The 22,356-nt window shown below is 63.5% G+C and carries 23 protein-coding genes and 1 riboswitch; of the genes, 14 read left to right on the top strand and 9 right to left on the bottom strand.

The window, feature by feature from the left end:
• Nucleotides 1-62: 62 nt before the first annotated feature.
• Complete coding sequence (locus AC1DUR_RS10745; protein WP_477721576.1) at nucleotides 63-671, bottom strand: hypothetical protein; 609 nt, start codon at nucleotides 669-671, stop codon at nucleotides 63-65.
• Nucleotides 672-971: 300 nt separating this feature from the next.
• Here AC1DUR_RS10745 and AC1DUR_RS10740 point away from each other — a divergent pair, with 300 nt between their 5' ends.
• Complete coding sequence (locus AC1DUR_RS10740; RefSeq protein WP_477721575.1) at nucleotides 972-1,895, top strand: LysR family transcriptional regulator; 924 nt, start codon at nucleotides 972-974, stop codon at nucleotides 1,893-1,895.
• Between the two features lie 33 nt (nucleotides 1,896-1,928).
• Here the strand turns inward: AC1DUR_RS10740 and AC1DUR_RS10735 are convergent, their stop codons facing one another.
• On the bottom strand, nucleotides 1,929-2,594 hold the full coding sequence (locus tag AC1DUR_RS10735) for a LysE/ArgO family amino acid transporter (RefSeq protein ID WP_477721574.1): 666 nt from the start codon (nucleotides 2,592-2,594) through the stop codon (nucleotides 1,929-1,931).
• A gap of 158 nt (nucleotides 2,595-2,752) precedes the next feature.
• Between AC1DUR_RS10735 and AC1DUR_RS10730 the strand changes: the two genes are divergently transcribed.
• Nucleotides 2,753-3,661, top strand: a complete 909-nt coding sequence (locus AC1DUR_RS10730) for an HTH-type transcriptional regulator ArgP (protein ID WP_477721573.1) — start codon at nucleotides 2,753-2,755, stop codon at nucleotides 3,659-3,661.
• 145 nt (nucleotides 3,662-3,806) lie between these two features.
• Nucleotides 3,807-4,085, top strand: a complete 279-nt coding sequence (locus tag AC1DUR_RS10725) for an acylphosphatase (protein WP_477721572.1) — start codon at nucleotides 3,807-3,809, stop codon at nucleotides 4,083-4,085.
• Between the two features lie 118 nt (nucleotides 4,086-4,203).
• Here the strand turns inward: AC1DUR_RS10725 and AC1DUR_RS10720 are convergent, their stop codons facing one another.
• Entirely contained in the window at nucleotides 4,204-5,508 is a 1,305-nt protein-coding gene (locus tag AC1DUR_RS10720) for a D-amino acid dehydrogenase (protein ID WP_477721571.1), read from the bottom strand.
• Between the two features lie 223 nt (nucleotides 5,509-5,731).
• Nucleotides 5,732-5,823, bottom strand: a riboswitch (glycine riboswitch).
• Nucleotides 5,824-5,885: 62 nt separating this feature from the next.
• On the opposite strand from AC1DUR_RS10720, the gene argS reads away from it, so the two are divergent.
• The 9 genes from argS to AC1DUR_RS10675 all read left to right on the top strand — a co-directional run bounded on the left by argS (nucleotide 5,886) and on the right by AC1DUR_RS10675 (nucleotide 15,526).
• Entirely contained in the window at nucleotides 5,886-7,571 is a 1,686-nt protein-coding gene (argS, locus tag AC1DUR_RS10715) for an arginine--tRNA ligase (protein WP_477721570.1), read from the top strand.
• Between the two features lie 81 nt (nucleotides 7,572-7,652).
• Nucleotides 7,653-8,282, top strand: coding sequence for an SPOR domain-containing protein (locus AC1DUR_RS10710; RefSeq protein ID WP_477721569.1), 630 nt, complete (start codon nucleotides 7,653-7,655; stop codon nucleotides 8,280-8,282).
• 303 nt (nucleotides 8,283-8,585) lie between these two features.
• Nucleotides 8,586-9,248 (top strand): thiol:disulfide interchange protein DsbA/DsbL, encoded by a 663-nt coding sequence (locus tag AC1DUR_RS10705; protein ID WP_477721568.1) that lies wholly within the window; start codon nucleotides 8,586-8,588, stop codon nucleotides 9,246-9,248.
• A gap of 160 nt (nucleotides 9,249-9,408) precedes the next feature.
• Complete coding sequence (gene lptA, locus AC1DUR_RS10700) at nucleotides 9,409-10,020, top strand: lipopolysaccharide transport periplasmic protein LptA (RefSeq protein WP_477721567.1); 612 nt, start codon at nucleotides 9,409-9,411, stop codon at nucleotides 10,018-10,020.
• A 14-nt stretch (nucleotides 10,021-10,034) separates the two neighbouring features.
• Nucleotides 10,035-10,871, top strand: a complete 837-nt coding sequence (gene lptB / locus AC1DUR_RS10695) for an LPS export ABC transporter ATP-binding protein (RefSeq protein ID WP_477721566.1) — start codon at nucleotides 10,035-10,037, stop codon at nucleotides 10,869-10,871.
• A gap of 141 nt (nucleotides 10,872-11,012) precedes the next feature.
• Nucleotides 11,013-12,560 carry an RNA polymerase factor sigma-54 gene (locus AC1DUR_RS10690; protein ID WP_477721565.1) on the top strand — a complete coding sequence of 516 codons (1,548 nt, stop codon included), beginning with the start codon at nucleotides 11,013-11,015 and terminating at the stop codon, nucleotides 12,558-12,560.
• A 137-nt stretch (nucleotides 12,561-12,697) separates the two neighbouring features.
• Entirely contained in the window at nucleotides 12,698-14,122 is a 1,425-nt protein-coding gene (locus tag AC1DUR_RS10685) for a THUMP domain-containing class I SAM-dependent RNA methyltransferase (protein ID WP_477721564.1), read from the top strand.
• A gap of 49 nt (nucleotides 14,123-14,171) precedes the next feature.
• Nucleotides 14,172-14,582 (top strand): putative toxin-antitoxin system toxin component, PIN family, encoded by a 411-nt coding sequence (locus tag AC1DUR_RS10680; RefSeq protein WP_477721563.1) that lies wholly within the window; start codon nucleotides 14,172-14,174, stop codon nucleotides 14,580-14,582.
• 104 nt (nucleotides 14,583-14,686) lie between these two features.
• The gene (locus AC1DUR_RS10675; RefSeq protein WP_477721562.1) at nucleotides 14,687-15,526 is read left to right on the top strand and encodes a UPF0149 family protein; all 840 of its coding nucleotides are present in this window, start codon (nucleotides 14,687-14,689) and stop codon (nucleotides 15,524-15,526) included.
• 917 nt (nucleotides 15,527-16,443) lie between these two features.
• Here AC1DUR_RS10675 and AC1DUR_RS10670 read toward each other — a convergent pair.
• The 6 genes from AC1DUR_RS10670 to AC1DUR_RS10645 all read right to left on the bottom strand — a co-directional run bounded on the left by AC1DUR_RS10670 (nucleotide 16,444) and on the right by AC1DUR_RS10645 (nucleotide 20,450).
• Nucleotides 16,444-16,914: an OsmC family protein gene (locus AC1DUR_RS10670; protein WP_477721561.1), complete on the bottom strand. Its 471-nt coding sequence runs from the start codon at nucleotides 16,912-16,914 to the stop codon at nucleotides 16,444-16,446.
• A 2-nt stretch (nucleotides 16,915-16,916) separates the two neighbouring features.
• Nucleotides 16,917-17,870, bottom strand: coding sequence for an alpha/beta fold hydrolase (locus AC1DUR_RS10665; protein WP_477721560.1), 954 nt, complete (start codon nucleotides 17,868-17,870; stop codon nucleotides 16,917-16,919).
• A gap of 3 nt (nucleotides 17,871-17,873) precedes the next feature.
• Nucleotides 17,874-18,365 carry a nuclear transport factor 2 family protein gene (locus AC1DUR_RS10660; protein ID WP_477721559.1) on the bottom strand — a complete coding sequence of 164 codons (492 nt, stop codon included), beginning with the start codon at nucleotides 18,363-18,365 and terminating at the stop codon, nucleotides 17,874-17,876.
• A 122-nt stretch (nucleotides 18,366-18,487) separates the two neighbouring features.
• Nucleotides 18,488-19,003, bottom strand: coding sequence for a CinA family protein (locus tag AC1DUR_RS10655; RefSeq protein ID WP_477721558.1), 516 nt, complete (start codon nucleotides 19,001-19,003; stop codon nucleotides 18,488-18,490).
• Nucleotides 19,000-19,545 (bottom strand): phosphatidylglycerophosphatase A family protein, encoded by a 546-nt coding sequence (locus AC1DUR_RS10650; protein ID WP_477721557.1) that lies wholly within the window; start codon nucleotides 19,543-19,545, stop codon nucleotides 19,000-19,002. The genes AC1DUR_RS10655 and AC1DUR_RS10650 overlap by 4 nt, the downstream gene beginning before the upstream one ends.
• Nucleotides 19,542-20,450, bottom strand: a complete 909-nt coding sequence (locus AC1DUR_RS10645; RefSeq protein ID WP_477721556.1) for a LysR family transcriptional regulator — start codon at nucleotides 20,448-20,450, stop codon at nucleotides 19,542-19,544. The genes AC1DUR_RS10650 and AC1DUR_RS10645 overlap by 4 nt, the downstream gene beginning before the upstream one ends.
• Before the next feature lie 132 nt (nucleotides 20,451-20,582).
• Here AC1DUR_RS10645 and AC1DUR_RS10640 point away from each other — a divergent pair, with 132 nt between their 5' ends.
• Together AC1DUR_RS10640 and AC1DUR_RS10635 are read left to right on the top strand one after the other, a co-directional pair.
• Entirely contained in the window at nucleotides 20,583-20,783 is a 201-nt protein-coding gene (locus AC1DUR_RS10640; protein WP_477721555.1) for a hypothetical protein, read from the top strand.
• Between the two features lie 111 nt (nucleotides 20,784-20,894).
• Nucleotides 20,895-22,292: an esterase-like activity of phytase family protein gene (locus tag AC1DUR_RS10635; RefSeq protein ID WP_477721554.1), complete on the top strand. Its 1,398-nt coding sequence runs from the start codon at nucleotides 20,895-20,897 to the stop codon at nucleotides 22,290-22,292.
• The last annotated feature ends 64 nt before the right edge of the window (nucleotides 22,293-22,356 follow it).

Genomic DNA, 22,356 nt, shown 5'->3' with positions numbered 1-22,356 from the left:
TTGAAGCCCTTGTGCGTCCGTGTCGAAGGATCTGTTAGACCGCTTGTCGCCGAAACAGTACGTCATTCCAGATGGCCTTCCTGTTCCAATTTTGTAGCAGACGGCATGAACGCCGAAAGAAACATGTCGGTGACCTCTTCGATCCTTCGAAGACTCTCCAGTGTCAGATCAAGGTGGTAGATCTTCCCCTCGTACGGGGAGCTGAACCGATGATCCTCGCGAAACCCAACGAGAGCATACTCACCCTCGGGAGCATGTTTTCTTGGATTGGTATCGATTGATGCGGTGTGCGCTACCGCGTCTCTCAATTTGTCTATGTAAGGGAAGTAATCATCCAGGGCCTTTGACGCCTGCCGCAGCTTCGCGTGCTCGATCGTTTCCATCAACGAGGGGCACTCACGAATCTTGAAGCCCTTCACCTTCTTGATCCGCTCCTTCAGGTGGTAAAGCTGCATTACGCACTCGTTCGCCGCCAGGAATTTCCAACTCCGCACTGCGTCCCGCGACACTCCAGTAGGGCACGACTCTGTGAATTGATAGAGCTGCAACGCAGCGCACCACGCGTCCACGTTGTATTGCACACCAGCGAGATTGGCGTACAGGTCCTTCACTGCCTCGATCTCGTTCGCAGGCGTGACGCGCGACGGCCACAGAACTGGAACGTTGTGCATGCGGTCTAACGTGATATAGAAGTGAAAACCGTCTTATGAACAAGGCCGTCGTGCATCTGGCGCCCCTCCCGTAAAGATTTGTAAGTGCTTGATTTATATCAGATGGCGCCGTACGGATGCCCGCCCCACCGCCGCCACGAAAATCCCCGCCAAACCCTGCAAAGCTGCTGACGAACAAGGTTCGGTCAGCAAAAAGGGTAGGGCACCATGGCGGCTATTGGGGCCACCTTAAAAAGTCAGGATTGTTGGAATCGTCATCAGAAAGTAGCTGATTCGGAACATTTGTATACATAATGCGGAATGGACAAACTCAAGCAACTGGAATCTTTCGTAGCGGTGGTGGCGCGTGGCAGCTTGACGGCGGCGGCCAAGGCGGAGGGGGTGGCCCCGGCCATCATGGGCCGGCGGCTGGATGCGCTGGAGGAGCGGCTGGGGGTGAAGCTGCTGGTGCGCACCACGCGGCGCATCACGCTCACCCACGAAGGCAGTGCTTTCCTCGAGGATTGCCAGCGCCTGCTGGCCGACCTGGCCAACGCGGAGGCCAGCGTGTCGGCGGGCGGCGTCAAGGCCAGCGGCCACCTGCGCATCACGGCGCCTGCCGGTTTTGGCCGGCGCCATGTGGCGCCGCTGGTGACGAAGTTTCGCGAGCAGCATCTGGACGTGACGATTTCGCTGAACCTGAGCGACCGCGTCGTGGACCTGGCGGGCGAGGGGTTCGACTGCGCGGTGCGTGTGGGCGACTTGCCCGACTCCTCGCTGGTCAGCGTGCGCATGGCCGACAACCGGCGCCTCTGCGTGGCGACGCCGCGCTACCTCCAGCGCCACGGTACGCCGCAGCACCCCAGCGAGCTGGCCCGGTTTGACTGCCTCACCCTGTCCAGCGATGCGTCCCAAACCCGTGGCTGGGCCTTCCAGATCGACGGCGAGTTGGTCCACCTCAAACCCGGCGGGCCGCTGGACTGCTCGGACGGGCAGGTGCTGCACGACTGGTGCCTGGACGACTACGGCATTGCCTGGCGCAGCACCTGGGAAGTCGAATCAGAAATCGCCAGCGGCCACCTGGTGGCTGTGCTGGAAGCGTTTGCGGCGCCGCCCAACGGCATTTACGCCGTCTTCCCGCAGCGTAAGCACTTGCCGCTGCGCGTGCGCCTCTGGATCGACTTCCTGAAGCACCATTACAGCCAGCCGGATTTCTGGCGCTCGGCGGCGGCCTCGGCCGCTTAGTCCGCTTGGCCGCTTTGCTTTGTATTCGCCACCCTAGAGCAGGCCGAGCAGCAGCCAGCCGGCCGTGCCCCACATCATCACTGCCACCAGTCCATCGAGCGCGCGCCAGATGCGCGATGAGTTGAGTCGCTGGCCCAGCCACCACATCGTCAGGCCGAGCGCCGTGAACCACAGCAGCGAGCCAGCGGCCGCACCCAGGCCAAACAGGGCGTTGTCGGGTTGCGCGTAGGCCAGCGAGGCCGAGCCAATCAATACGGCGGTGTCCAGCCAGGCGTGCGGGTTGAGCCACGACAGGGCGAGCGCCAGCGTGATGGCCCGGCCGCGCGACACACCTTGGCCAGGGGGCAGGTGTGGCAACGGGTCTGGCTTGGCTGTGGTGGCTGCCGGTTCGGGACGGAGGAAGCGGCGCATGGCCTGGCCTCCGTAGGCCAGCAGCACCGCGGCGCCCGCGCCCACCATGGCGCCCTGCAGCTTGTCTGACAGGCCGCCGAGTTGCGCCAGCCCCAGCACGCCGGCTGCAATCAGTGCCACGTCGGTCGCGATGCAGACCGCAATGGTCAGCCACAGGTGCTGGCGCAAGAGGCCCATGCGCATCACATGCGCGTTTTGCGGGCCGATGGCCATGATCAGCGACAGGCTGAGCGCCAGTCCGGCGGCGAAAGCCGGGGCCGGGAACATGAGGGTGGAGAAGGCGGGCATGGTGATTTTCTGTTCTGTTCTGCTGTTCTGTTTTGTTCGGGGAATGATCATGTGAACGAGTCATGGAGTGTTCGGGAAAATCGCCTTGAGTTAAATGAATTTAAGTTAAATTGGTGTTGGTCAATAAATACTTGATAAGACCCCAAAGGAACACTGCGATGCTGGATGCCCGCCAACTCGATGCCCTTGCGGCCGTGATCGAATACGGCAGTTTTGGTGCGGCCGCCAAGGCGCTGAGCCTGACGCTGGCCGCCGTGTCGCTGCGCATCAAGTCGCTGGAAGACGCTTTGGGCCAGCGCCTGCTGGTGCGCGGCAAGCAGCTGCATCCCACGCCGGCCGGCCAGGCGCTGCTGGGGCATGTCAAACAGCTCAGGCTGCAGGAGGCGGACTTGCTGGCGAACCTGCAAGGAGGGCGCGGTGCGGGCGCAAAGGCCGTGCCGCTGCAAAGCCTGAGCGTGGCCGTCAATGCCGACTCGCTGACCGGCTGGTTCCTGGCCGGCGTCGCCCCGGCGCTTGAAAAACATGGGCTGCTACTCGACATCGTGGTGGACGACCAGGACCACACGCATGACGCGCTCAAAAACGGCGATGTGACCGGCTGCGTGACGACGCTGGCGCAGTCGATGCGGGGCTGTGTGGCCGAGCCGCTGGGCATCATGCGCTACCACTGCGTGGCGGCCCCCGCGCTGGTGCACAAGTGGCGCGCCGGCAAGGCAACGGTGGCGGCGCAGCGCCTGCTGGCCAGCCCGGCCATTATTTTCAACCGCAAGGATGCCCTGCAGGACGCTTTCCTGGCGCAGCATTTCAATTTGCGCGACGCCCTGTACCCGCGTCACTTTGTCCCGGCGGTGGACGCCTTTGAACTGGCGCTGGAGCTGGGCCTGGGCTGGGGCATGGTGCCCGAGCAGCACCTGGCCGCCCGTGCGCACCGCCCGCCGCTGGCCGAGGTGCTGCCCGGCAAAACGGTCGATGTGGCGCTTTACTGGCAGCACTGGGCCCGCGAGCCTGTGCTGGCCCAGCGCCTCACGCGCGCGGTGAAAGACGCCGCCCGCGTCTTGCTGAACTAGGGCCCGCGCTGGCGCCACGATCTGCGCATCCCGAATGTCGATTCGAAACGGATCGTCGCCTGCCGGCCAGCATTGGCGGAAAATACCTGACAACGCTGCTGAAGCAGCAACAGCGCATCCGGCAACAGCACAAGGGAGATGAGACATGGCAAAACAGTTGCGCATCGCCGGTCTGGTCCAGGGCATCGGCTACCGTGCGGCCTTTGCGGAGCAAGCCCACGCATTCAGGCTCTCCGGCTGGGTGCGCAACCGCCTTGATGGCTCCGTGGAGGCCACTGTGGCCGGCGAAGCCCAGGCAGTCCAGAACATCATCGACTGGGCGGGGCACGGACCGGCCGGCGCGCAGGTGCGCAGCGTGTCGGTGGTCGAGGTGGATGACACGCTGGTGACGGACGGGAAATTTCACATCCGGCCGACGGCTTAGTGCTGCTGATTCGCATGGCCCGGTTGCGCCGCGCGAATTTCAGCAGCCTGCCGGTCGCCGGCGCCGCCCGCGCAAACCGGCAGCAGCCAATCCCGCCGACTCAACCGATTTAGCCGATTTATGCCTGCGTTGCGGGCCGGCCCAGTGACACCCGTTTGCGCTCGGGCACCTGGCCGGTGAAGGCAAAGTCCACCTGAGGTGCGCGTCCGCTGACGATGTCGGCAATCGCCGCGCCCGAGCCGCAGGAGTGCGTCCAGCCCAGCGTGCCATGGCCGGTGTTGAGGAACAGGTTGCGGGTTTTGGAGGCGCCTATGTAGGGCACGTTGGATGGTGTGGCCGGGCGCAGGCCGGTCCAGTACTGCGCATTTTGCCCGTCGGTCATGTCGGGAAAGAGCTGGCGCACGCGCCGCACAATCGCCTCGCAGCGCACCAGGTTCAGGTCGGTGTTGTAGCCCCCCAGTTCGGCCGTGCCCGCAATGCGCAGGCGGTTGCCCAGGCGCGAGAACACCAGCTTGTACTCGTCGTCGGTGAGCGATACGTTGTAGGACGCGGCTTCGTTGATGACCGGCAGCGTGACGGAATAACCCTTGGCCGGGTAGATGCGCAAGGTCTGGCCCAGCAGCCTGGCCCACTGCGGGCTGTAGGCGCCCAGGCACATCACATAGGCGTCGGACTTCAGCTCGCTCACCACCCCTTCGGCGCTGGCAATCTGCACGCTGCTCAGGGTATCGCCCTCCTTGCGCGCGCCCACGATGCGGGTGTTGTACAGGAACTCCACGCCTTGCGCGGCGCACAGGGCTGCCAGCTGGCGGGTGAAGGCATGCGCATCACCCGATTCGTCGCTAGGCGTCATGCTGCCGCCGACGATTTGCGGGCGGCTGGCCGCCAGGGCGGGCTCGATGGCCACGCATTCGTCTGGCGTTTTCATGTCCAGCTCGCAGCCGTGCTCGCGCATCACGGCGGCCGGGCCCTGCGCATCGGCGTACTCCTGCTCGCTGGTGTAGAAGTGCAGGATGCCTTCGGTCTTTTGTTGGTAGTTGATGCCGGTGTCGGCGCGCAGCTTTTGCAGCGTGGCCCGGCTGTACAGGCCCAGGTTGACCATCTGCTTGATGTTGTGCCGGGTACGGCCCGGCGTGCACTGGCGCAAAAAGTCCAGGCCCCAGAGCCACTGGTTCAGGTCGGGGCGCAGGCGAAACAGCAGCGGCGCGTCTTCGCGCATCAGCCACTTCAGCACCTTCAGGGGCGCGCCCGGGTTGGCCCAGGGTTCGGCGTGGCTGACCGAAATCTGCCCGCCGTTGGCAAAGCTGGTTTCCAGGCCGGCGCCGGGCTGGCGGTCGACCACGGTGACCTCGTGGCCGGCCTGGCGCAAAAACCAGGCGGAGGTGATGCCGGTCACGCCGGCGCCCAATACGGTGACTTTCATGATGAAATTCCCAAGGAAAACAAGGCAACAGGCCAGCACGGATGCGCGCAGGCAGCTATGAAATCAATCGTGAATTTCAGGGCGGCAGCGTGCACCAGTGCTGGTGCCGCTCCCACTGTCCTTGGTACCTGAGAGATTCAGCCCGGTATCAGCAGGTGCTGATGGCCAGGATTTGCTCCTTCGGTGGCGGCAGCGTTGCGCTGCAGCTCTCTCCAGATTCGGCATGTTTCATTCAATACGGGGACCTGAGCGATCATGGGAGATTGCGCCTTCGGCGGCTGTTGCAGGGCAACAGCGCTCTCTTGAATGAAAGCAGATTCTCGCATATTGCCCAAGCGCTGGCCAGAAGCGCGGGGCCCACGCCCTAAAATCTCTCCATGCTTCAAATCAAACAAGACTTGCTGGACGCCCTGGGCCAGGCCCTCAAAACCATGGCGCCCGACAGTACCGTGGCGGCAGCCTTCGAGTCGCCCAAGGTGGCGGCCCATGGCGACTTTGCCTCCACCGCGGCCATGCAGCTGGCCAAACCGCTCAAGCTCAACCCGCGCCAGGTGGCGGAAAACCTGCGCGGGCTGCTGCTCCAGGCGCCCGCGTTTGCGCGCTGGGTGGACGCGATCGAAATTGCCGGCCCCGGTTTTCTCAATATCCGGCTCAAGCCCGAAGCCAAGCAGCAGGTGGTGCGGGAAGTGTTGCAGGGTGCAGACCAGTACGGCATGCAATTGGCCGACAGCCCGCATCGCATGATTGTGGAGTTCGTCTCGGCCAACCCGACCGGGCCGCTGCATGTGGGCCATGGCCGCCAGGCGGCGCTGGGCGATGCGATTTGCAACCTGTTTGACACGCAGGGCTGGGATGTGTGGCGCGAGTTCTATTACAACGACGCCGGCGTGCAGATCCAGACCCTGGCCACCAGCACGCAGGCGCGCGCCAAAGGCCTCAAACCGGGCGATGCCGGCTGGCCCGAGCCCGCCTACAACGGTGACTACATTGCCGACATCGCCAATGACTTTCTGGCCAAAAAGACCGTCAAGTCCGACGACCGGGAGTTCACCGCCAGCGGTGATGTCGAAGACATCGACTCGATCCGGCAGTTTGCCGTGGCCTATTTGCGCCATGAGCAGGACCTGGACCTGCGGGCCTTCTCGGTCAGGTTTGACAACTACTACCTCGAGTCCAGCCTGTACAGCTCGGGCCGTGTCGACAGCGCGGTGCAAAAGCTCAAGGACGCCGGTAAAACCTACGAGCAGGACGGCGCGCTGTGGCTCAAGTCGACCGACTACGGCGACGACAAAGACCGCGTGATGAAAAAGGGCGACGGCAGCTACACCTACTTTGTGCCGGACGTGGCCTACCACCTGGCCAAATGGGAGCGCGGTTTCAGCAAGGCCATCAACATCCAGGGCATGGACCACCACGGCACGATTGCCCGCGTGCGCGCCGGGCTGCAGGCCGCCAGCGCCGGCATTCCGCAGGGCTACCCCGACTACGTGCTGCACACCATGGTGCGCGTCGTGCGCCATGGCGAAGAGGTCAAGATCTCCAAGCGCGCCGGCAGCTATGTCACGCTGCGCGACCTGATCGAATGGACCAGCGCGGACGCCGTGCGCTTCTTTTTGCTCAGCCGCAAACCCGACACCGAGTACGTCTTTGATATCGACCTGGCGCTGGCAAAAAATAATGAAAACCCGGTGTACTACGTGCAATACGCCCATGCGCGCATCTGCTCGATTCTCGGCACTTGGGCCGCGCAGGGCGGCGATCAGGGCCAGCTGAAAAGCGTGGACCTGTCGGCACTGGTCAGCCCGCAAGCCCAGGCCCTGATGCTGCTGCTGGCCAAGTACCCCGACATGCTCAGCAACGCGGCCGCCGGTTTGGCGCCGCACGACGTGGCCTTTTATCTGCGCGAGCTGGCCGCCTGCTACCACAGCTATTACGACGTCGAGCGGATTCTGGTGGACGATGAAGCCGTCAAGCTGGCGCGCCTGGCGCTGGTCGCCGCGACGGCGCAGGTGCTGCACAATGGCCTCAAGGTGCTGGGCGTCAGTGCGCCCCACAAAATGTAGGCAACCATGAAGCACACACAGCGGAATTCAGAGCGAAATTCAGAGCGGGATTCAGAGGCAGGCAAGAAAATTGGGCAAGGTATGAGAAAACAACAAGGCGGAACCCTGCTGGGTCTGGTTATTGGCGCGCTGATCGGCCTGGGCGCCGCGCTGGCCGTGGCGGTCTACATCACCAAAGTGCCGGTGCCTTTCATGAACAAGAGCCAGTCGCGCAATCCCGACAGCGACGCCGCGGAAGCCAAAAAGAACCGGGACTGGAACCCGAATGCCCCGCTGGCGGGCAAAACGCCTGTGAAGCCGCTCCCTTCTGCTTCCAGCGCTTCCGGCGAACCCGGCATTGTGCCGGCCCCCGCCACGGCGACCGCGCCCAAGGCAGCTCCCGCGCCCCCGGCGAAGCCCGCCACCTCCGCGGATCCGCTGGGCGATCTCGCCAAGGCCAGGGCGGACGCCGCGCCCGCCGTCTCGGGCGTTGACCCGTTCAGTTATTTTGTCCAGGCCGGTGCATTCCGTACGCCAGAAGACGCGGAGCAGCAGCGCGCCAAGCTCATGCTGCTGGGCGTGCAGGCCAAGGTGAGTGAGCGCGAGCAGTCGGGCCGAACGGTGTACCGCGTGCGCGTTGGCCCCTTTGATAAAAAAGAAGACGCCGACAAGGTCAAGGAGCGGCTGGACGGCAACTCGATAGAAACGGCCCTCGTCAGGGTGCAGCGCTAGAGTGTGGTGTTGCACGCTATCCGGTACATAAAACCGTGTCTTTTTGCCCATGGCGGCGTTGCAAATCCTCGCAATAGTGGAACTATTGCTGTGGTTTGCGCCTTGCCCTGAACAAAAATCCATCGGTTTTATTTGTACCGTCAAGCATGCAACACCACACAGGGTGAACTTTTATGGGCGGGGGCGTACCAACCCCTGTACGAAACGGCCGGCCGGCTTGTTTTTTTCACTGAATAAGTAAGTGGCCGCTTTGCAAAATACCCCCACACAGACCCACAGACCAGGAAACCAGGAGAAAAATTGATGCAACGACGTGAGTTTTCGCTTTCAGCCGCTACCGTGGCAGCCGCCGCCACTTGGGGAGGCGTTGCGCTGCCCACAGCCGCGCAGGCTCAGGCCCGCGCCTTCAAGGAGGGAACGGATTATTTGACGCTGGGCAAACCCGCTCCCACCGACGTGCCTGCCGGCCAGGTCGAAGTGGTGGAATTTTTCTGGTACAGCTGCCCGCATTGCAACGCCTTTGAGCCGCAACTCGAGGCCTGGATCCAGAAAGCACCCAAAGACGTGACCGTCAGGCGCGTGCCGGTGGCCTTCCGTCCCGATTTTGAGCCGCAGCAGCGTCTTTTTTATGTGCTGGAAGCCATGGACAAGCTCAATGAACTGCACAAAAAGGTGTTCAACGCGATCCATATCGAGCGCCAGGCGCTGAACACGGCGGATCAGGTGGCGGCCTGGGCGGAGAAGCAGGGCCTGAGCAAGGCCAAGTTTGTCGAGCTGTACAACTCGTTTTCCGTCAGCACCAAGGCGCGCAAGGCCACCCAGTTGCAGGACACCTACGCGGTCGACGGCGTGCCGGCCCTGGGCGTCGGCGGGCGTTACTACACGTCTGGCCAGCTGGCCCAGACCATGGACAGGGCCCTGCAGGTCACCGATTACCTGATCGCGCAATCGCGCAAGGCCAAATAAGCGCACGGCAAGTCGAACGTCATATGCCAACGCCCGGCGTTGGCCCGAAAACCTGCCCACCCGTGGCGGGTTTTTTTATGGGCCCAATTCGCCCTCGCCGCCATTCCCGTAGCTGGCATGGCTACAATCACTCCAAACCAGCAGCAAGATTCGTGCCTTTATGAAACACCCCTTTTTTCCCTTGATCGTGCTGGCCGCACTGGCGGCCGGAGCGGTGTTTCCCGCCGCGGCCGAGCGGGCTGACCGCGACAAGCCGATGAATGCGGAGGCCGATGCCCTGCGTTACGACGACCTGAAACAAACCAGCGTGTTCACCGGCAATGTGGTGATCACCAAGGGCACCACCATTGTTCGGGGCGAGCGTGTGGATGTCAGCCAGGATCCCCAGGGCTACCAGCAGGCCGTTGCCGTGGCGGCCCCGGGCAAGCTGGCCTTTTACCGGAAAAAGCGCGACGGCGTGGACGAGTACATCGAAGGGGAAGGCGAGCGGATCGAATACGACAGCCGTGCCGATACCGTCAAATTCATCAAGCAGGCCGTGGTGCGGCGCTACAACGGCGCGACCCTGGTCGACGAAACGACCGGCTCCCTGATTGTTTATGACAACAACACCGATGTGTTCACTGTGGATGGGGGCGCGCAAAACCGCACGGCCACCAATCCCACGGGGCGGATTCGCGCCATGCTGTCGCCGCGCGGCGCCGCATCGGCTCCGCAGCCGCCGGCCGGACCCGCGCTCCGTTTGCGTCCCGGCACCACGCTGGGGCCATGACGGAAACCCGAAAAATGGACAGAACGGACAATCAAGCCGCGGATGCGGTGACTGACACATCGTCGGTCAATACCCCGGCAGTCAACAGCCCGGCGGCCAGTACCGCACCGCCCAGCCGCTTGGTGGCCCAGGGGCTGCAGAAATCCTATGGCAGCCGCAAGGTGGTGCAGGATGTCTCGCTGTCCGTGCAAAAAGGCGAGGTGGTGGGCCTGCTGGGCCCCAATGGCGCGGGAAAAACCACGTCGTTCTACATGATCGTGGGGCTGGTGCGTGCCGACGCGGGTGAGATCTCCATTGACGGCCAGTCGGTCGAGCACATGCCGATTCACCTGCGCGCCCGCCTTGGGCTGAGTTACCTGCCGCAGGAAGCGTCGATTTTTCGCAAGCTCACCGTCGAAGAAAATGTGCGCGCCGTGCTGGAGCTGCAGCTGGACGCCAGCGGCAAGCCGCTGGGCCGCGCAGACCTTGAAAAGCGGCTCGATGCGCTGCTGCAGGACTTGCGGGTCGATCATCTGCGCGACTCGCCGGCGCCGGCGCTGTCAGGGGGCGAGCGCCGCCGCGTCGAGATTGCGCGTGCCCTGGCGACGCAGCCGCGGTTCATCCTGCTCGACGAGCCTTTTGCCGGCATTGACCCGATCGCCGTGATCGAAATCCAGCGCATCATCGGTTTCCTGAAGTCGCGCGGCATTGGCGTGCTGATCACCGACCACAATGTCCGCGAAACGCTGGGCATTTGCGACCATGCCTACATCATCAGTGACGGCCATGTGCTGGCGACCGGCACCCCTTCCGAGATTGTGAACAATGCCGATGTACGCCGCGTTTACCTCGGTGAACACTTCAGAATGTGATGGCTCCCCCCCGTTGTCGCTCACTGCGTGTAGCTCCCTCCCCCCTGCAGGGGGCGGCGCCTGCGCCCCGGCAAAGCCGGTTGCGCGGCCCCCGCTTGGTTAATACATCCCAACTCGCTTTGTCGTGCGCTTAGGGATGTCATGAAACAAGGCCTGTCCCTCCGCGTTTCGCAGCATTTGGCTCTCACGCCCCAGCTGCAGCAGTCGATTCGCCTGTTGCAGCTGTCCACCCTTGAGCTGAGTCAGGAAGTCGAGCAGATGCTCGATGAAAATCCGTTCCTGGAAGTGTCGGAAGAAGCCGCGCCACGCGAGGAATTTGGCCTGGAGAATGCCGACACGCCGGTCAGCCAGGACAGCCGGGAGTTTGAGTTTGCTGGTGATTCAGTAGCAGGAAGCCCTGATGAACCAAGGGTTGCAAGCCAAAACGATGTAGATACAGGGCCCGAGATCAGCTCCGAGGCCAAGCTGGAAGAAAGCTGGGAAGGCGACGGCACGGTGGAGTCGGCGCCGGACGACAGCGAATGGGGCGGCGACGCGCCGGCCCGCAAAAACAATGTGGACGACAGCGAGGCCGAGGCTTCCGACCTGGCCCGCAGCCATGAGTCGCTGCAGGACCATTTGCACCGCCAGTCGCTCGGCCTGCGCCTGTCGGAGGAAGACCAGGCGGCGCTGCATTTCCTGATCGAGTCGCTCAATGACGACGGCTACCTCGAAGACAGTCTCGCGTCACTGGCCGCCGGCCTGGCGGGCGACGACCTTGAGCAGGCGGAAGAGCTGGAACAGCACTTTGCCATGGCCCTGAAGCTGCTGCAGCACATGGAGCCCGCTGGCGTCGGCGCCCGCAACCTGGCCGAGTGTCTCGGCCTGCAGCTGCTCGACTGCAAGGACTGCGACGAGACCCGCGCAGCGATCGCCATGTGCAAGCAGCCCATGGAACTGCTGGCCAAGCGGGATATGAAGCGCCTGTCCTACCTGTGCGGGTTTCCGGAGAGCGTGATCAGGGGCGCCATCGCCGTGATCGGCCGGCTGGATCCCAAGCCCGGACGGCGGTTTGTCAACGTCGAGCGCAACCTCATCGTGCCCGACGTGATCGTCATCAAATCGGGCCGCGGCTTCAAGGTCTCCCTCAACAGCGAGGTCATGCCTCGTCTGCGCGTGCACGACATCTATGCCAATGCGCTGAAGCAGCACAAGGGCCAGAACGGGCAGGCCTTGCAGCAGCGCTTGCAGGAAGCGCGCTGGTTCATCAAAAACATCCAGCAGCGCTTTGACACCATCCTGCGCGTGAGCAGTGCGATTGTGGAGCGGCAAAAGAATTTCTTCACCCACGGCGAGCTGGCCATGCGTCCGCTGGTGCTGCGCGAAATTGCCGACGAACTGGGCCTGCACGAGTCCACCATCTCGCGTGTCACCACGGCCAAGTACATGAGCACGCCGTTCGGCACCTTCGAGCTCAAGTACTTTTTCGGCTCCGCGCTGGGCACCGAGACCGGCGGCAACGCGTCGAGCACGGCGGTGCGCGCCCTCATCAAGCAGTTTGTCTCGTCCGAGAGCCTGAAAAAGCCGCTCAGCGACAACCAGATTTCCGAAATGCTCAAGGAGCAGGGCATTGAATGCGCGCGCCGCACCGTGGCCAAGTACCGCGAGGCTTTGCGCATCGCGCCTGCCAACCTGCGAAAGTCGCTTTGAATGTAGCCCCCACGGTCGCCCACTGCGTGTGGCTCCCTGCCCCCCGGGGGGGCCGCTGCGCCTGCGGTCTGGCAAAGCCAGCCGCGGCCCCTGCTTGAAAAGAAGCCCGTCACCCAGCCAGCCGCAAACCTTCATTCATGAACCAACTTCAACTCTTTTTACCCTGCGCCGCCGGCGTCGAGGCCTTGCTGGCCAGCGAGGTCAAACGCATCACCGGCATCGAAGGCAAGGCCTGGCGCGCCGGCGTGCAGCTGCAGGGCTCCTGGCGCGACGCGCTGCAGCTCAACCTGCACAGCCGCCTGGCTCAGCGGGTGCTGATCGAGCTGCAGCACAACCAGTACCGCAGCGAGCAGGACCTCTACAACGCGGCAGCCAGCGTCGCATGGGAAATCTGGTTCACGCCGAAGCAGACCTTCAAGGTCGAGATCACTGCGCAGCACAGCCCGCTGACCAGCCTGAACTTTGCGGCACTCAAGGTCAAGGACGCCATTGCCGACCGCTTCCGCGCCAAGTACGAGGTGCGCCCCGATGTGGACACGCGCTGGCCCGACGTGCGCGTGTATGTGCACCTGACGACAGACACGGCGACCATCTACATCGACACCTCGGGCGAGCCGCTCTTCAAGCGCGGCTGGCGCGAAGACAAGGGAGACGCCCCCCTGAAGGAAACACTGGCCGCCGCCATGATTGCCGCCAGCGGCTGGGACCAGCAGTGCAAAGAGGGTGTGCCGCTGTACGACCCGTGCTGCGGCTCCGGCACCATCGTGATCGAGGCGGCGCAGATTGCCTGCAACATCGCGCCCGGCATCAACCGCCGCTTTGCCTTTCAGAAATATTTGCCCTTCCAGGCTCACGTGTGGGAGGGACTGCTCGACCAGGCCGAGGCGGCCATCACGGAGCCGACGGCACCGGTGTTTGGCAGCGATGTGTCGTTCCGCATGGTGGATTTTGCCGAGCGTAATGCCGAGCGCGCGGGCGTGGCCAACGCCGTGCAGCTGCGCGGCGGCGACGCGCTGCAGCGCATGCCGCCCGCGCCGTCGGGCGTGATGCTGGTGAACCCCCCCTATGGCGAGCGCATTGACGTGGCCGGCGTGGCCGGCATCACCGGCGTGCAGGGGCGCGACCAGCGGCGCCAGCAGGGCCATGGCGTGAGCGGCTCCTGGGACGGCACCCAGGCCATCGACGAGTTTGGCCAGCCGCTGCCGCGTGATGCATCCGAAGCCGGCCCGGCTGACGCTCCGCGCGACCGCTCGGCCAACCCGGGGCGCGAGCAGGCACAGACAGAAACCGGCGAAGAGGCCTCCGACTTCTTTCCCCGGCTGGCCACTCACTGGAAGAAGAACTACGCCGGCTGGACGGCCCATGTGCTCACGCCCGACCTGAAGTTGCCCGGCAAGATGCGCCTGAAGGAGTCGCGCCGCGTGCCCATGTGGAACGGCCCGATCGAATGCCGGCTGTTCCGCTTTGACATGGTGGCCGGCTCGGCGCGCGGCAAACCTGCATCTACATCCACTCCTGGTCTTGCTCCCTCTTCCTCTCCCACCGGGAGAGGGCAGGGGTGAGGGTGGTGCATCACCGGCTTGCCTGCAGGCACGCCATGGCCTTCAGCGCATGAGCATTCAACCCATCGTCCTGGACACCAACATCGTTCTCGATGTGTTTGTCTTCAACGATGCGGCGGCGCTTCCGGTCAGGCTGGCGCTGGAAGCCGGCGAGCTCGACTGGTTGGCCACGCAAGCCATGCGCGACGAGCTGGCGCGTGTGCTGGCCTACCCGCAAATCGTGCCGCGCCTGGCGTTTTACCAATTGAGCGCCGACGACGTGCTGGCCGCCTTTGACCGGCATGCGCGGCTGCAGGAAGTCGCCGGCAAAGCCGGTGTGACCTGCAGCGACCCGGACGACCAGAAATTCATCGACCTCGCGGTGGCCAGCCAGGCCCTGCTGCTGAGCAAGGACCGGGCTGTTATTTCAATGGCAAAAAGGCTTCTGGCCCATGGTGTACGGGCGCAAGCAGCTATTTAATTCATGGTGGGCCGGCCAGCAGTAAGAGACCTGGAAACTCAGGCCAGACTCTACGCGGCAGATACACTTTGGGTCACCAGCGCCCACCCCGTTCAGGATTTTTCATGAAGACCCCCTCCGCACCCCCTGCCTCCACAACGCCTGTTGCCGCATCGCCCGCCACGCCTTGGCTGGAAACCGAGGCCTTTGACGAACTCGACACCATCCTGGACGAGCTGCGCACGCGCTATGACGAAACACCACAGTGGGAGTTTTGTGAAGGCTTCATGGCCGCAGTGATTTGTTCGCGCCGCCCGATTGACGCCGATGAATACCTGCCGGTGTTGCTGGCCACGCCGGCCGCGGGCGAAGCGCCCGACGCCGAAGGCGGCTCATTTGCCGGCGAGGCGCAACGCGAACGCTTTCTCACGCTCTGGAACCAGCGCTGGAATGAAGTGGCCACGGCGCTTGATTCGGAAGTGGACTCGCTGGAAGACGACAACTGCTACCACCCTGAAGTGATGGACGTTCGGGGAGCCGTGGCCGACATGCCGCCCGAGGAGCGAGCCGCCTTCAAAGGCGAAGAGCTGCCCGCTTTTGCCCAGGTGTGGGCGCTGGGTTTCATGTTTGCCGTGGAAAGCTGGCCCGAGGAATGGGCCGCACCGCGCGACAAAGACGCCGCCAAATGGCTGGACGGCGCCCTGCAGGCCGTGGTGGCCATGACCGAAGACGACGAGGCCGCACCGGAAGTGTCACCTCTGAGCGAAGACGGCGCGCCCAGCACCAGCATTGCCCGGCTCAATGCCTTTGGCGAGGCGATTTGGGCGGTGTATGACCTGCGTGAACTGTGGAAGACCTTGGGCCCCAAGGTGGAGACGGTGCGCAAGGAAGTCACGCCCGGCCGCAATGATCTTTGCTATTGCGGTAGCGGGAAGAAATACAAGAAGTGCCACGGCGCGGGGTGATGGTGAGAGCCTGAAGAGTGGCTCTGATTGCTTCTGATTTTGTAGCGGATGGTGATCGCATCTAGAGGGCTTGTGGTTGATTTGATGGTCAAAAGAGTTTTTTGACCTTTCAAGCAAGACAGCGCCGCTCAACGTTTGAATTAGGCGTCTGCTAGGAACTTGTCGAAGCCTTCATAGATTTGAGCGCCATGTTCTTGGCGAGCATGCCGGGACTCGCCCCGGCGGGCGACTTACTTTCTCTTGCGTCGCCAAGAGAAAAGTAAGCAAAGAGAAGGCGACCCGAAGTCTGGGTCCCTGCGCTTCGCTACGGGCAACCTGCGCTGCTCGACTCCGGCGGGGGTCCGCAGAACTCGCTACGTTGCACTTCGCTCAAACAACTGCGGCCCTGATCCCGCCTGCATCTGCGCTGCTCGGCCCAGCCACACGGGTGGGGAACAGACAGCAATACCGAATACACAAAGAAAATACCAAGACCAACAAGGACACGCCRYGGCGTGTCCTTGTGGTTTTAGGTATTCGGRTTCTGGTATTTGGCTGTTTGGYGTTTCTGGTCCACCCCTTCTGTCTGCGCCGAGGAGCGCAGGGCCAGGCGGATCAGGGATCGCGATTGTTTGAGCGCAGCGAGTTGAGCGAGACCCCGCCTGGACCGAGCACCGCAGGCTGCCCGCAGCGAAGCGGAGGGACGCAGACAGCAGGGTCGCCTTTTGTTTGGTTACTTTATTTTGGCGAAACAAAATAAAGTGACGAGCCGCCGGGCTCCCCCCGGCTTGGTCGTGAAGGGCACCTGCTCTCTTCAACAAAGACCGGCCTCTTGGCTCTGTTTCTCAGGAATTCAAGCGGGGTTCCATCAGCTAGCAAATCACGCGCTGCTAGCCCCCATCCCAGCCTTCCCCCAATGGGTGAAGGAGCAAATCAGGCTAACCGGGGTACACCGGCTCGCAGCGCACCTCGGTCTTGACCGAGTTGGCAATGAAGCAGGCCTCGTGCGCCTCGTGGTGCAGCTTGTCCAGCTCTTCGCGTGTGGGCAGGCGCTCACCCGAAAACGCCACATCGGGCTTCAGCGTGACGACGGTCATGGCCATTTTTCCGTCGGCATTTCTTTCCATGATGCCGGTGGCCGCGTCGAAGTAGCGGTCGACGCAAAACTTTCGTTTGGCGGCGATCGACAGAAACCAGAGCATGTGGCAGCTGGACAGCGAGGCCACAAAGGCTTCCTCGGGGTCCAGCGCTGACGCATCCGACATTGGCAGCGGCACCACATGCGGCGACGAGGAGCCCGGCACCTGCAGGCCGCCGTCAAACAGCAGCAAATGGCGGCGGCTGTAGTGGTTGCCCAGAAAGTCGCCGTCGTTGCGCAGCCATAAAACTTCTGCGGTGTAGCGGGCCATGTTCAAACCCGATCCAGCTCAGGCAAAGCAAAGAACTCCAGCAGGGCCTGCGCCACCGCCTGGGGCTGCTCTTCGGGAATGAAATGCCCCGCCGGCATGGTATGCCCCGCCACGATGCCGCTGCATTGTTCTTGCCACAGCGCCATCGGGTTGAAGAGCCGGTGCACCACGCCGCGCTCACCGCTGAGCACCAGCATGTCGCAGCCCACCTTGAGGCCATGCGCGCGGCTTTCGCGGTCGTGCTCCAGGTCGATGCGGGCGCTCGCGCGGTAGTCTTCGCAGGCCGTGTGCAGTGCTTCGGCATTGCAGAAGCAGCGCTCGTACTCGGCCAGTGCCTGCGGTTCTATGTAGCCGAGTCCGGAGCTGCCCCAGCCGCCCAGTTTGGCGTGCAGATAGGCTTTGGCCGTCTCCAGGTGGTTGGCGCCCATCATGATTTCCGGCAGCGGGGCTGGCTGCAGCATGTGAAACCAGTGGTAGTAGGCCTGGGCAAACGCCATGTAGGGCTCGGTCATGCCGCGGCCTTCGTACATGTCCAGCGTCGGGGCAACGTCGATGACGCAGAGTTTTATCACGCGGGCTGCATGGTCCAGCGCCAACCGGTGCGCCACCCGCGCGCCGCGGTCGTGGCCGCACAGAAAAAAGCGGTCCACCCCGAGGGCGCTCATCACCGCCACCATGTCGTGGGCCATGTTGCGCTTGCTGTAGTTGCTGTGGTCTGGCAGGCCCGGTGATTTGGACGAGTCGCCATAGCCGCGCAGGTCGGGCATCACCAGGAAGTAGTGCTGGGCGAGGCGCTCCGCGACACGGTGCCACATCACATGCGACTGCGGGAAGCCGTGGATCAGCAGCAGGGCCGGGCGCGGCGCATCGCCGAGCGCCACTTTGGAAAAGCGCGTTTGGATGGAGGCCCCATTGACCTCGAAGCTGCGCGACTCAAAGCCGTCAAACCAGGTCATTATTCAACTCCCGTGTGATGTCAGGTATTTTTGCAGATTTGCCGCCGCCTGCGTCCTGACTTTTTGTCGCAAAAACGGTGTCCAGCCCAGCAGCAGGCCGGGCAGGCCCAGGGCCTGGCGCGACCAGGCCCAGAAATCAAAGCGGTCGCGGTGGCGGGAGATCAGGCCCTGCTCATTGAATTCAAATACCCCGTCGATCATGTTGTGCACCATACGCCCCGTTGCGCTGAAACGGTAGTCCGCCTCCCAGTGGGCCTTGCCGCTGCGCGCATCGGCTTCAATGCCACTGTACGCCAGCTTCCAGACATCTGCCCCCTTGGCCCGGGTCACGTCACAGAGCATGCGCCACATACCGGTGACCTGTGGGTGGCCGCGCAGGGAAAACACCTCGTCGTCAAATTGCGCATCCGGCGCATAACAGGCGGCCATGGCCTCGGCGTCGAGGCGGGCAAAGGCTGCGTAGAAGCTTTCAAGCTGGCTCTGGTTCGGGTGCATGCGACTCCTTGGATGGCTGACGGGTTTTTGGTCGTTCTCTTGGCCGCACCGGGCCTGCACTGGAGCGCGACCGCCACCGCCTCGGCGTTGCCCGCGAGTTGTGTCCTTCTGCGCCGCGCCTGTCAGGGGGTGGGTTGCAATAATTCCACCAGACGCTGCAGCGCATGCCGTACCGTGGCTGCCCGCACCGCGGCCCGGTCACCGTCAAAACGCCGGGCTTCTGAAACCACCTGGCCCGGCAGCGCAAAACCAAACCATACCGTACCCACGGGTTTGGCCGCACTACCGCCCGTCGGACCGGCCACGCCGGTGACGGCAGCCGACACCTGCGCCGGCGAACGGCTCCGCGCCCCCGTGGCCATGGCGCGCACCACTGCCTCGCTGACGGCGCCGTGCTTCTTGATCAGCGCCGCGTCCACCCCGAGCAACTCGGTCTTGGCGGCGTCGGAATAGGTCACAAAGCCGCGTTCAAACCAGTTGCTGGAGCCGGAAAGGTCCGTGCAGGCGGCGGAAATCATGCCGCCGGTGCAGCTTTCGGCGGTGGCCATCATCCATTGTTTTTTCTGAAGAAAATCAGCCACCAGCCCAACAAGTTCCGGGGTAGATCGCTCGCCTGTTGATGGCAATTGAGTGCTCACCAGATTCTCCAGAGGGCGATCACCAGCAGGGTGCAGAACGCGGCGACGATGTCGTCGAACAGGATGCCAAAGCCGCCACGGGCACCCAGGCCCTTGAAGTGCCGGTCGGCCCAGGCCACGGGTCCTGGCTTGACCGCATCAAAAAACCGGAACAGGCCAAATGCCACCAGCTGGCCCCAGAAGCCCGCAGGCATCACCAGCCACAGCACCAGCCAGAAAGCCACCACTTCGTCCCAGACGATGCTGCCGGGGTCCAGTACCCGCATGTTTTTAGCGGTCACGGTACAGGCCCACCAGCCCACCAGCGCCGAGGCGGCAATCAGCCAGCCCATCTTTGCCGGCGCCAGCCAGTTCTGCAGCACCAGAAATGACAGCCAGGCCCACAGGGTGCCGGCCGTGCCGGGCGCCACCGGGCTGAGGCCAGAGCCAAAACCCAGGGCGATGAAATGCGCCGGATGCGCCAGCAGAAACCGGGCGTTGGGCCGGGTTCCGGGCGGGTTGAGGGGCTCTGGCGGAGGGGGGGAATCGCTCATGGTGGTCATGGGGTGGTTCTGGTTTTTTCAAACCATTCGGTCCAGTGGTCGATGCAGGCCCTGATCTTGGGCAGGCGGTGGCGGCTGGTAAGCGTAACCGCATAAACGGGGCTGGGCTGGTCATCGACGAAGTCCGCCAGCACCGGCACCAGCAGGCCCTGGCGCACCAGCGGCTCGGCCACCAGGGTGGCCATGCGCGAGATACCCAGGCCGTGCAAGGCGAGCTTGGTGGTGATGCCCGTGCTGTCCGAGCGCCAGCAGGCTTCGGCCATGATCGTGCTGGATTGGCCCTTGCTCTGGAACGGCCAGCGGTTGAGCATGGGCACGGCGCTGTTCGTGATCAGCTTGTGGCGGCGCAGCTCGTCGGGATGCCTGGGCGTGCCATGCGCCTGCAGGTAGCCCGGCGTGGCATACAGCCTGCGGCCCAGCGCGCCGATTTGCCGCGCTACCACGGTGTCAGTGGGTGGCACACCAGTGCGGATGGCGATATCGATGCCGTCGTGCGCCATGTCCACCAGCCGGTCTTCCACCTGGAATTCCACGCACAGCCGCGGGTGGCACTGGTGCAGGCTTGCGAGGCTGGGCACCAGCAGGTATTCGGCGATCACGGTGCTGGCGGCCACGCGCACCCAGCCGCTGGCTTGCCGGGTCTGCTGGGCAAATTCGCCTTCCAGCTCGTCGAGCGTGCCCATCATGCGGCGGCAGTACTGCAAAAAAGTTTCACCCTCGGCCGTGGGCGCCAGGCCGTGGGTGGAGCGGTGGATCAGCCGCGCGCCGCAGGCTTTTTCAATGCGCGCCAAGGTGCGCGAGACCTGGCTGACTGGCACCTCGCGCTCGCGCGCCACGGCCGATAGCGTGCCCAGCTCGGCCACGCGGGCGAACAGGTGCATGTCGTCGAAGTCGAGGTGGCGCATGGGCCAATGGTAACCAGCACGCTTCCAGCGGCTTTGCAGTGAATGCAAAACCCATTTGCGCCACCTGCCGTTTCCGGCGTGGCAGCCCTTGCCTAGAGTGGCTGCATCCCCATCGCAACGAAAGGAAGCGTCATGAACAGCAAGATCAATCCAGCCGAATACGGCCGCCTGATGGATGCGGCCAAACTTCAGGCTCAGCAGTTGCGGCGCCAGGCGAGCGAGGAATTCTGGAGCGGGACAGGCCGGGTCGCCGTGCGAGTGCTGCAAGCTGCGCGCCGTAGCGCCTGGCGACTGCTGCGTCGCGTCGCGCCCGAGCACCGGCACGAGGCCTGAAAGACCGACCCTTGCTTTCGGGACCCGCACCAGGCGTGATGCTGGTTGTCCTTTTGTCATACCGGTTTCACACAGACCCGGCACAGTCCAGCCACTAAATGGAGGATGAGCATGTCGGTGTTGAAACAAATGAATGCGTTGACCATTGCGGCCGCCTGTGCACTGTGCCTGGCCTCGGGCGGCAGCCGTGCCGAGCTTGCGCCGGCGCCAGCGGTGGAGGCCGTGCTGGCGGGCCATGCCACCCTCCCCGCCACCGGCGCCGTGAAAGCGCCGGGCGATGCCGGTGCTTTTTTTGCCACGGCCGGCAAATTTGCCAATGCCAGGCGCCAGCGCAACGAGCAACTGGGCTCTGAGGCGGCCAACACCTTTGTGGGGGATGCCAAATACCCGCGCGCCTCGGGCGGCACGCTGCCGATGAAAGGCCAGTCCGTGCAGGGCTTCTCCGGCATTGTGTCGGTGGGAAAGGGCGAATTTCTGGTGCTGACCGACAACGGTTTTGGCAACAAGGTCAATTCGCAGGATGCGCTGCTGATGGTGCACCAGATGTCGGTGAACTGGGGCAAGGGTCAAGTGGTTCGCCGAGGCACCATCTTTTTGAGCGACCCCCATAAACGCGTGCCTTTTCACATCCAGAACGAAAACACGCAGCGCCGCTACCTCACCGGCATCGATTTCGATCCCGAGTCGATTCAGGTGGTGGGCAACGAATGGTGGATTGGTGACGAATTTGGTCCCTACATCCTGCGCACCGACCCCCAGGGCCGCGTGCTGGGCGTGATCGAGACAGTCATTAACGGCAAGCTGCACGCCTCACCCGACCACTACCTGCAGGGGCGTTTGCCCAATCTGCCGGGGGAGGCATTGTTTGAAGTGCGCCGCTCCAACGGTTTCGAAGCCATGGCCAAGTCGCCCGATGGCAGAAAGCTCTACCCGATGTTTGAAGGCCCGCTGTTCGATGCCGCGGCCAAAAGCGTGGAGAAGCTGGGCGACAAAACCTATGTACGCATCAATGAAGTCGACGTCGCCTCGCGCCGCTACACCGGCAAGCAGTGGAAATACCTGCTGGAAGAAGTGGGCAACGTTGTTGCTGATTTCCAGATGCTGGACGCCACGACCGGCCTGGTGATTGAGCGCGACGATGCTACCGAAGGCCAGGCGCCGGCCTGCCCCAACGAAGCGCGCACCGACTGCTTCACCCGCCCGGCCCGTTTCAAGCGTGTTTACAAGATTGACTTGTCGGCGGTGGATGCCGACGGCGTGGTGCGCAAGGTCGCCTACATTGACCTGACCCGTATCGCCAACCCGAATCGGCTTGCCCGTCTGGGCCCGAATGAAGCCAATTTTGTGCTGCCGCACCTGGGCCCCGAAGGGCTGGCGATTGTCGATGCCACGCACATTGTGCTGGTCAATGACAACAACTTCCCGTACTCGTCAGGCCGTGTGATCGGCAAGCCCGATGACAACGAGCTGACCCTGCTGGACATTCGCACGCTGGTGGAGGCGAAGTAATACGAGGCGGGGGCGCGGTAGCACTTGCTTGCTGCCCGGAGGGCCGGCGGCAGCTATTTGGGTG

This window comes from Polaromonas sp. P4_F4 (assembly GCF_056401355.1).
Note: the sequence above shows the minus strand (reverse complement) of the source record. Positions and strands in the feature narration are given on the sequence as shown.

Coding starts and splice junctions, on each gene's coding strand:
- AC1DUR_RS10720 (WP_477721571.1), bottom strand. CDS start 5,508: ATGAAAGTCACCGTATTGGGCGCCGGCGTGACCGGCATCACCTCCGCC.
- AC1DUR_RS10660 (WP_477721559.1), bottom strand. CDS start 18,365: ATGCACCCGAACCAGAGCCAGCTTGAAAGCTTCTACGCAGCCTTTGCC.
- AC1DUR_RS10710 (WP_477721569.1), top strand. CDS start 7,653: ATGAGAAAACAACAAGGCGGAACCCTGCTGGGTCTGGTTATTGGCGCG.
- AC1DUR_RS10675 (WP_477721562.1), top strand. CDS start 14,687: ATGAAGACCCCCTCCGCACCCCCTGCCTCCACAACGCCTGTTGCCGCA.
- AC1DUR_RS10690 (WP_477721565.1), top strand. CDS start 11,013: ATGAAACAAGGCCTGTCCCTCCGCGTTTCGCAGCATTTGGCTCTCACG.
- AC1DUR_RS10635 (WP_477721554.1), top strand. CDS start 20,895: ATGTCGGTGTTGAAACAAATGAATGCGTTGACCATTGCGGCCGCCTGT.
- AC1DUR_RS10740 (WP_477721575.1), top strand. CDS start 972: ATGGACAAACTCAAGCAACTGGAATCTTTCGTAGCGGTGGTGGCGCGT.
- lptB (WP_477721566.1), top strand. CDS start 10,035: ATGGACAGAACGGACAATCAAGCCGCGGATGCGGTGACTGACACATCG.
- AC1DUR_RS10730 (WP_477721573.1), top strand. CDS start 2,753: ATGCTGGATGCCCGCCAACTCGATGCCCTTGCGGCCGTGATCGAATAC.
- AC1DUR_RS10650 (WP_477721557.1), bottom strand. CDS start 19,545: ATGACCACCATGAGCGATTCCCCCCCTCCGCCAGAGCCCCTCAACCCG.
- lptA (WP_477721567.1), top strand. CDS start 9,409: ATGAAACACCCCTTTTTTCCCTTGATCGTGCTGGCCGCACTGGCGGCC.
- argS (WP_477721570.1), top strand. CDS start 5,886: ATGCTTCAAATCAAACAAGACTTGCTGGACGCCCTGGGCCAGGCCCTC.
- AC1DUR_RS10665 (WP_477721560.1), bottom strand. CDS start 17,870: ATGACCTGGTTTGACGGCTTTGAGTCGCGCAGCTTCGAGGTCAATGGG.
- AC1DUR_RS10745 (WP_477721576.1), bottom strand. CDS start 671: ATGCACAACGTTCCAGTTCTGTGGCCGTCGCGCGTCACGCCTGCGAAC.
- AC1DUR_RS10640 (WP_477721555.1), top strand. CDS start 20,583: ATGAACAGCAAGATCAATCCAGCCGAATACGGCCGCCTGATGGATGCG.
- AC1DUR_RS10645 (WP_477721556.1), bottom strand. CDS start 20,450: ATGCGCCACCTCGACTTCGACGACATGCACCTGTTCGCCCGCGTGGCC.
- AC1DUR_RS10735 (WP_477721574.1), bottom strand. CDS start 2,594: ATGCCCGCCTTCTCCACCCTCATGTTCCCGGCCCCGGCTTTCGCCGCC.
- AC1DUR_RS10725 (WP_477721572.1), top strand. CDS start 3,807: ATGGCAAAACAGTTGCGCATCGCCGGTCTGGTCCAGGGCATCGGCTAC.
- AC1DUR_RS10705 (WP_477721568.1), top strand. CDS start 8,586: ATGCAACGACGTGAGTTTTCGCTTTCAGCCGCTACCGTGGCAGCCGCC.
- AC1DUR_RS10680 (WP_477721563.1), top strand. CDS start 14,172: ATGAGCATTCAACCCATCGTCCTGGACACCAACATCGTTCTCGATGTG.
- AC1DUR_RS10685 (WP_477721564.1), top strand. CDS start 12,698: ATGAACCAACTTCAACTCTTTTTACCCTGCGCCGCCGGCGTCGAGGCC.
- AC1DUR_RS10670 (WP_477721561.1), bottom strand. CDS start 16,914: ATGGCCCGCTACACCGCAGAAGTTTTATGGCTGCGCAACGACGGCGAC.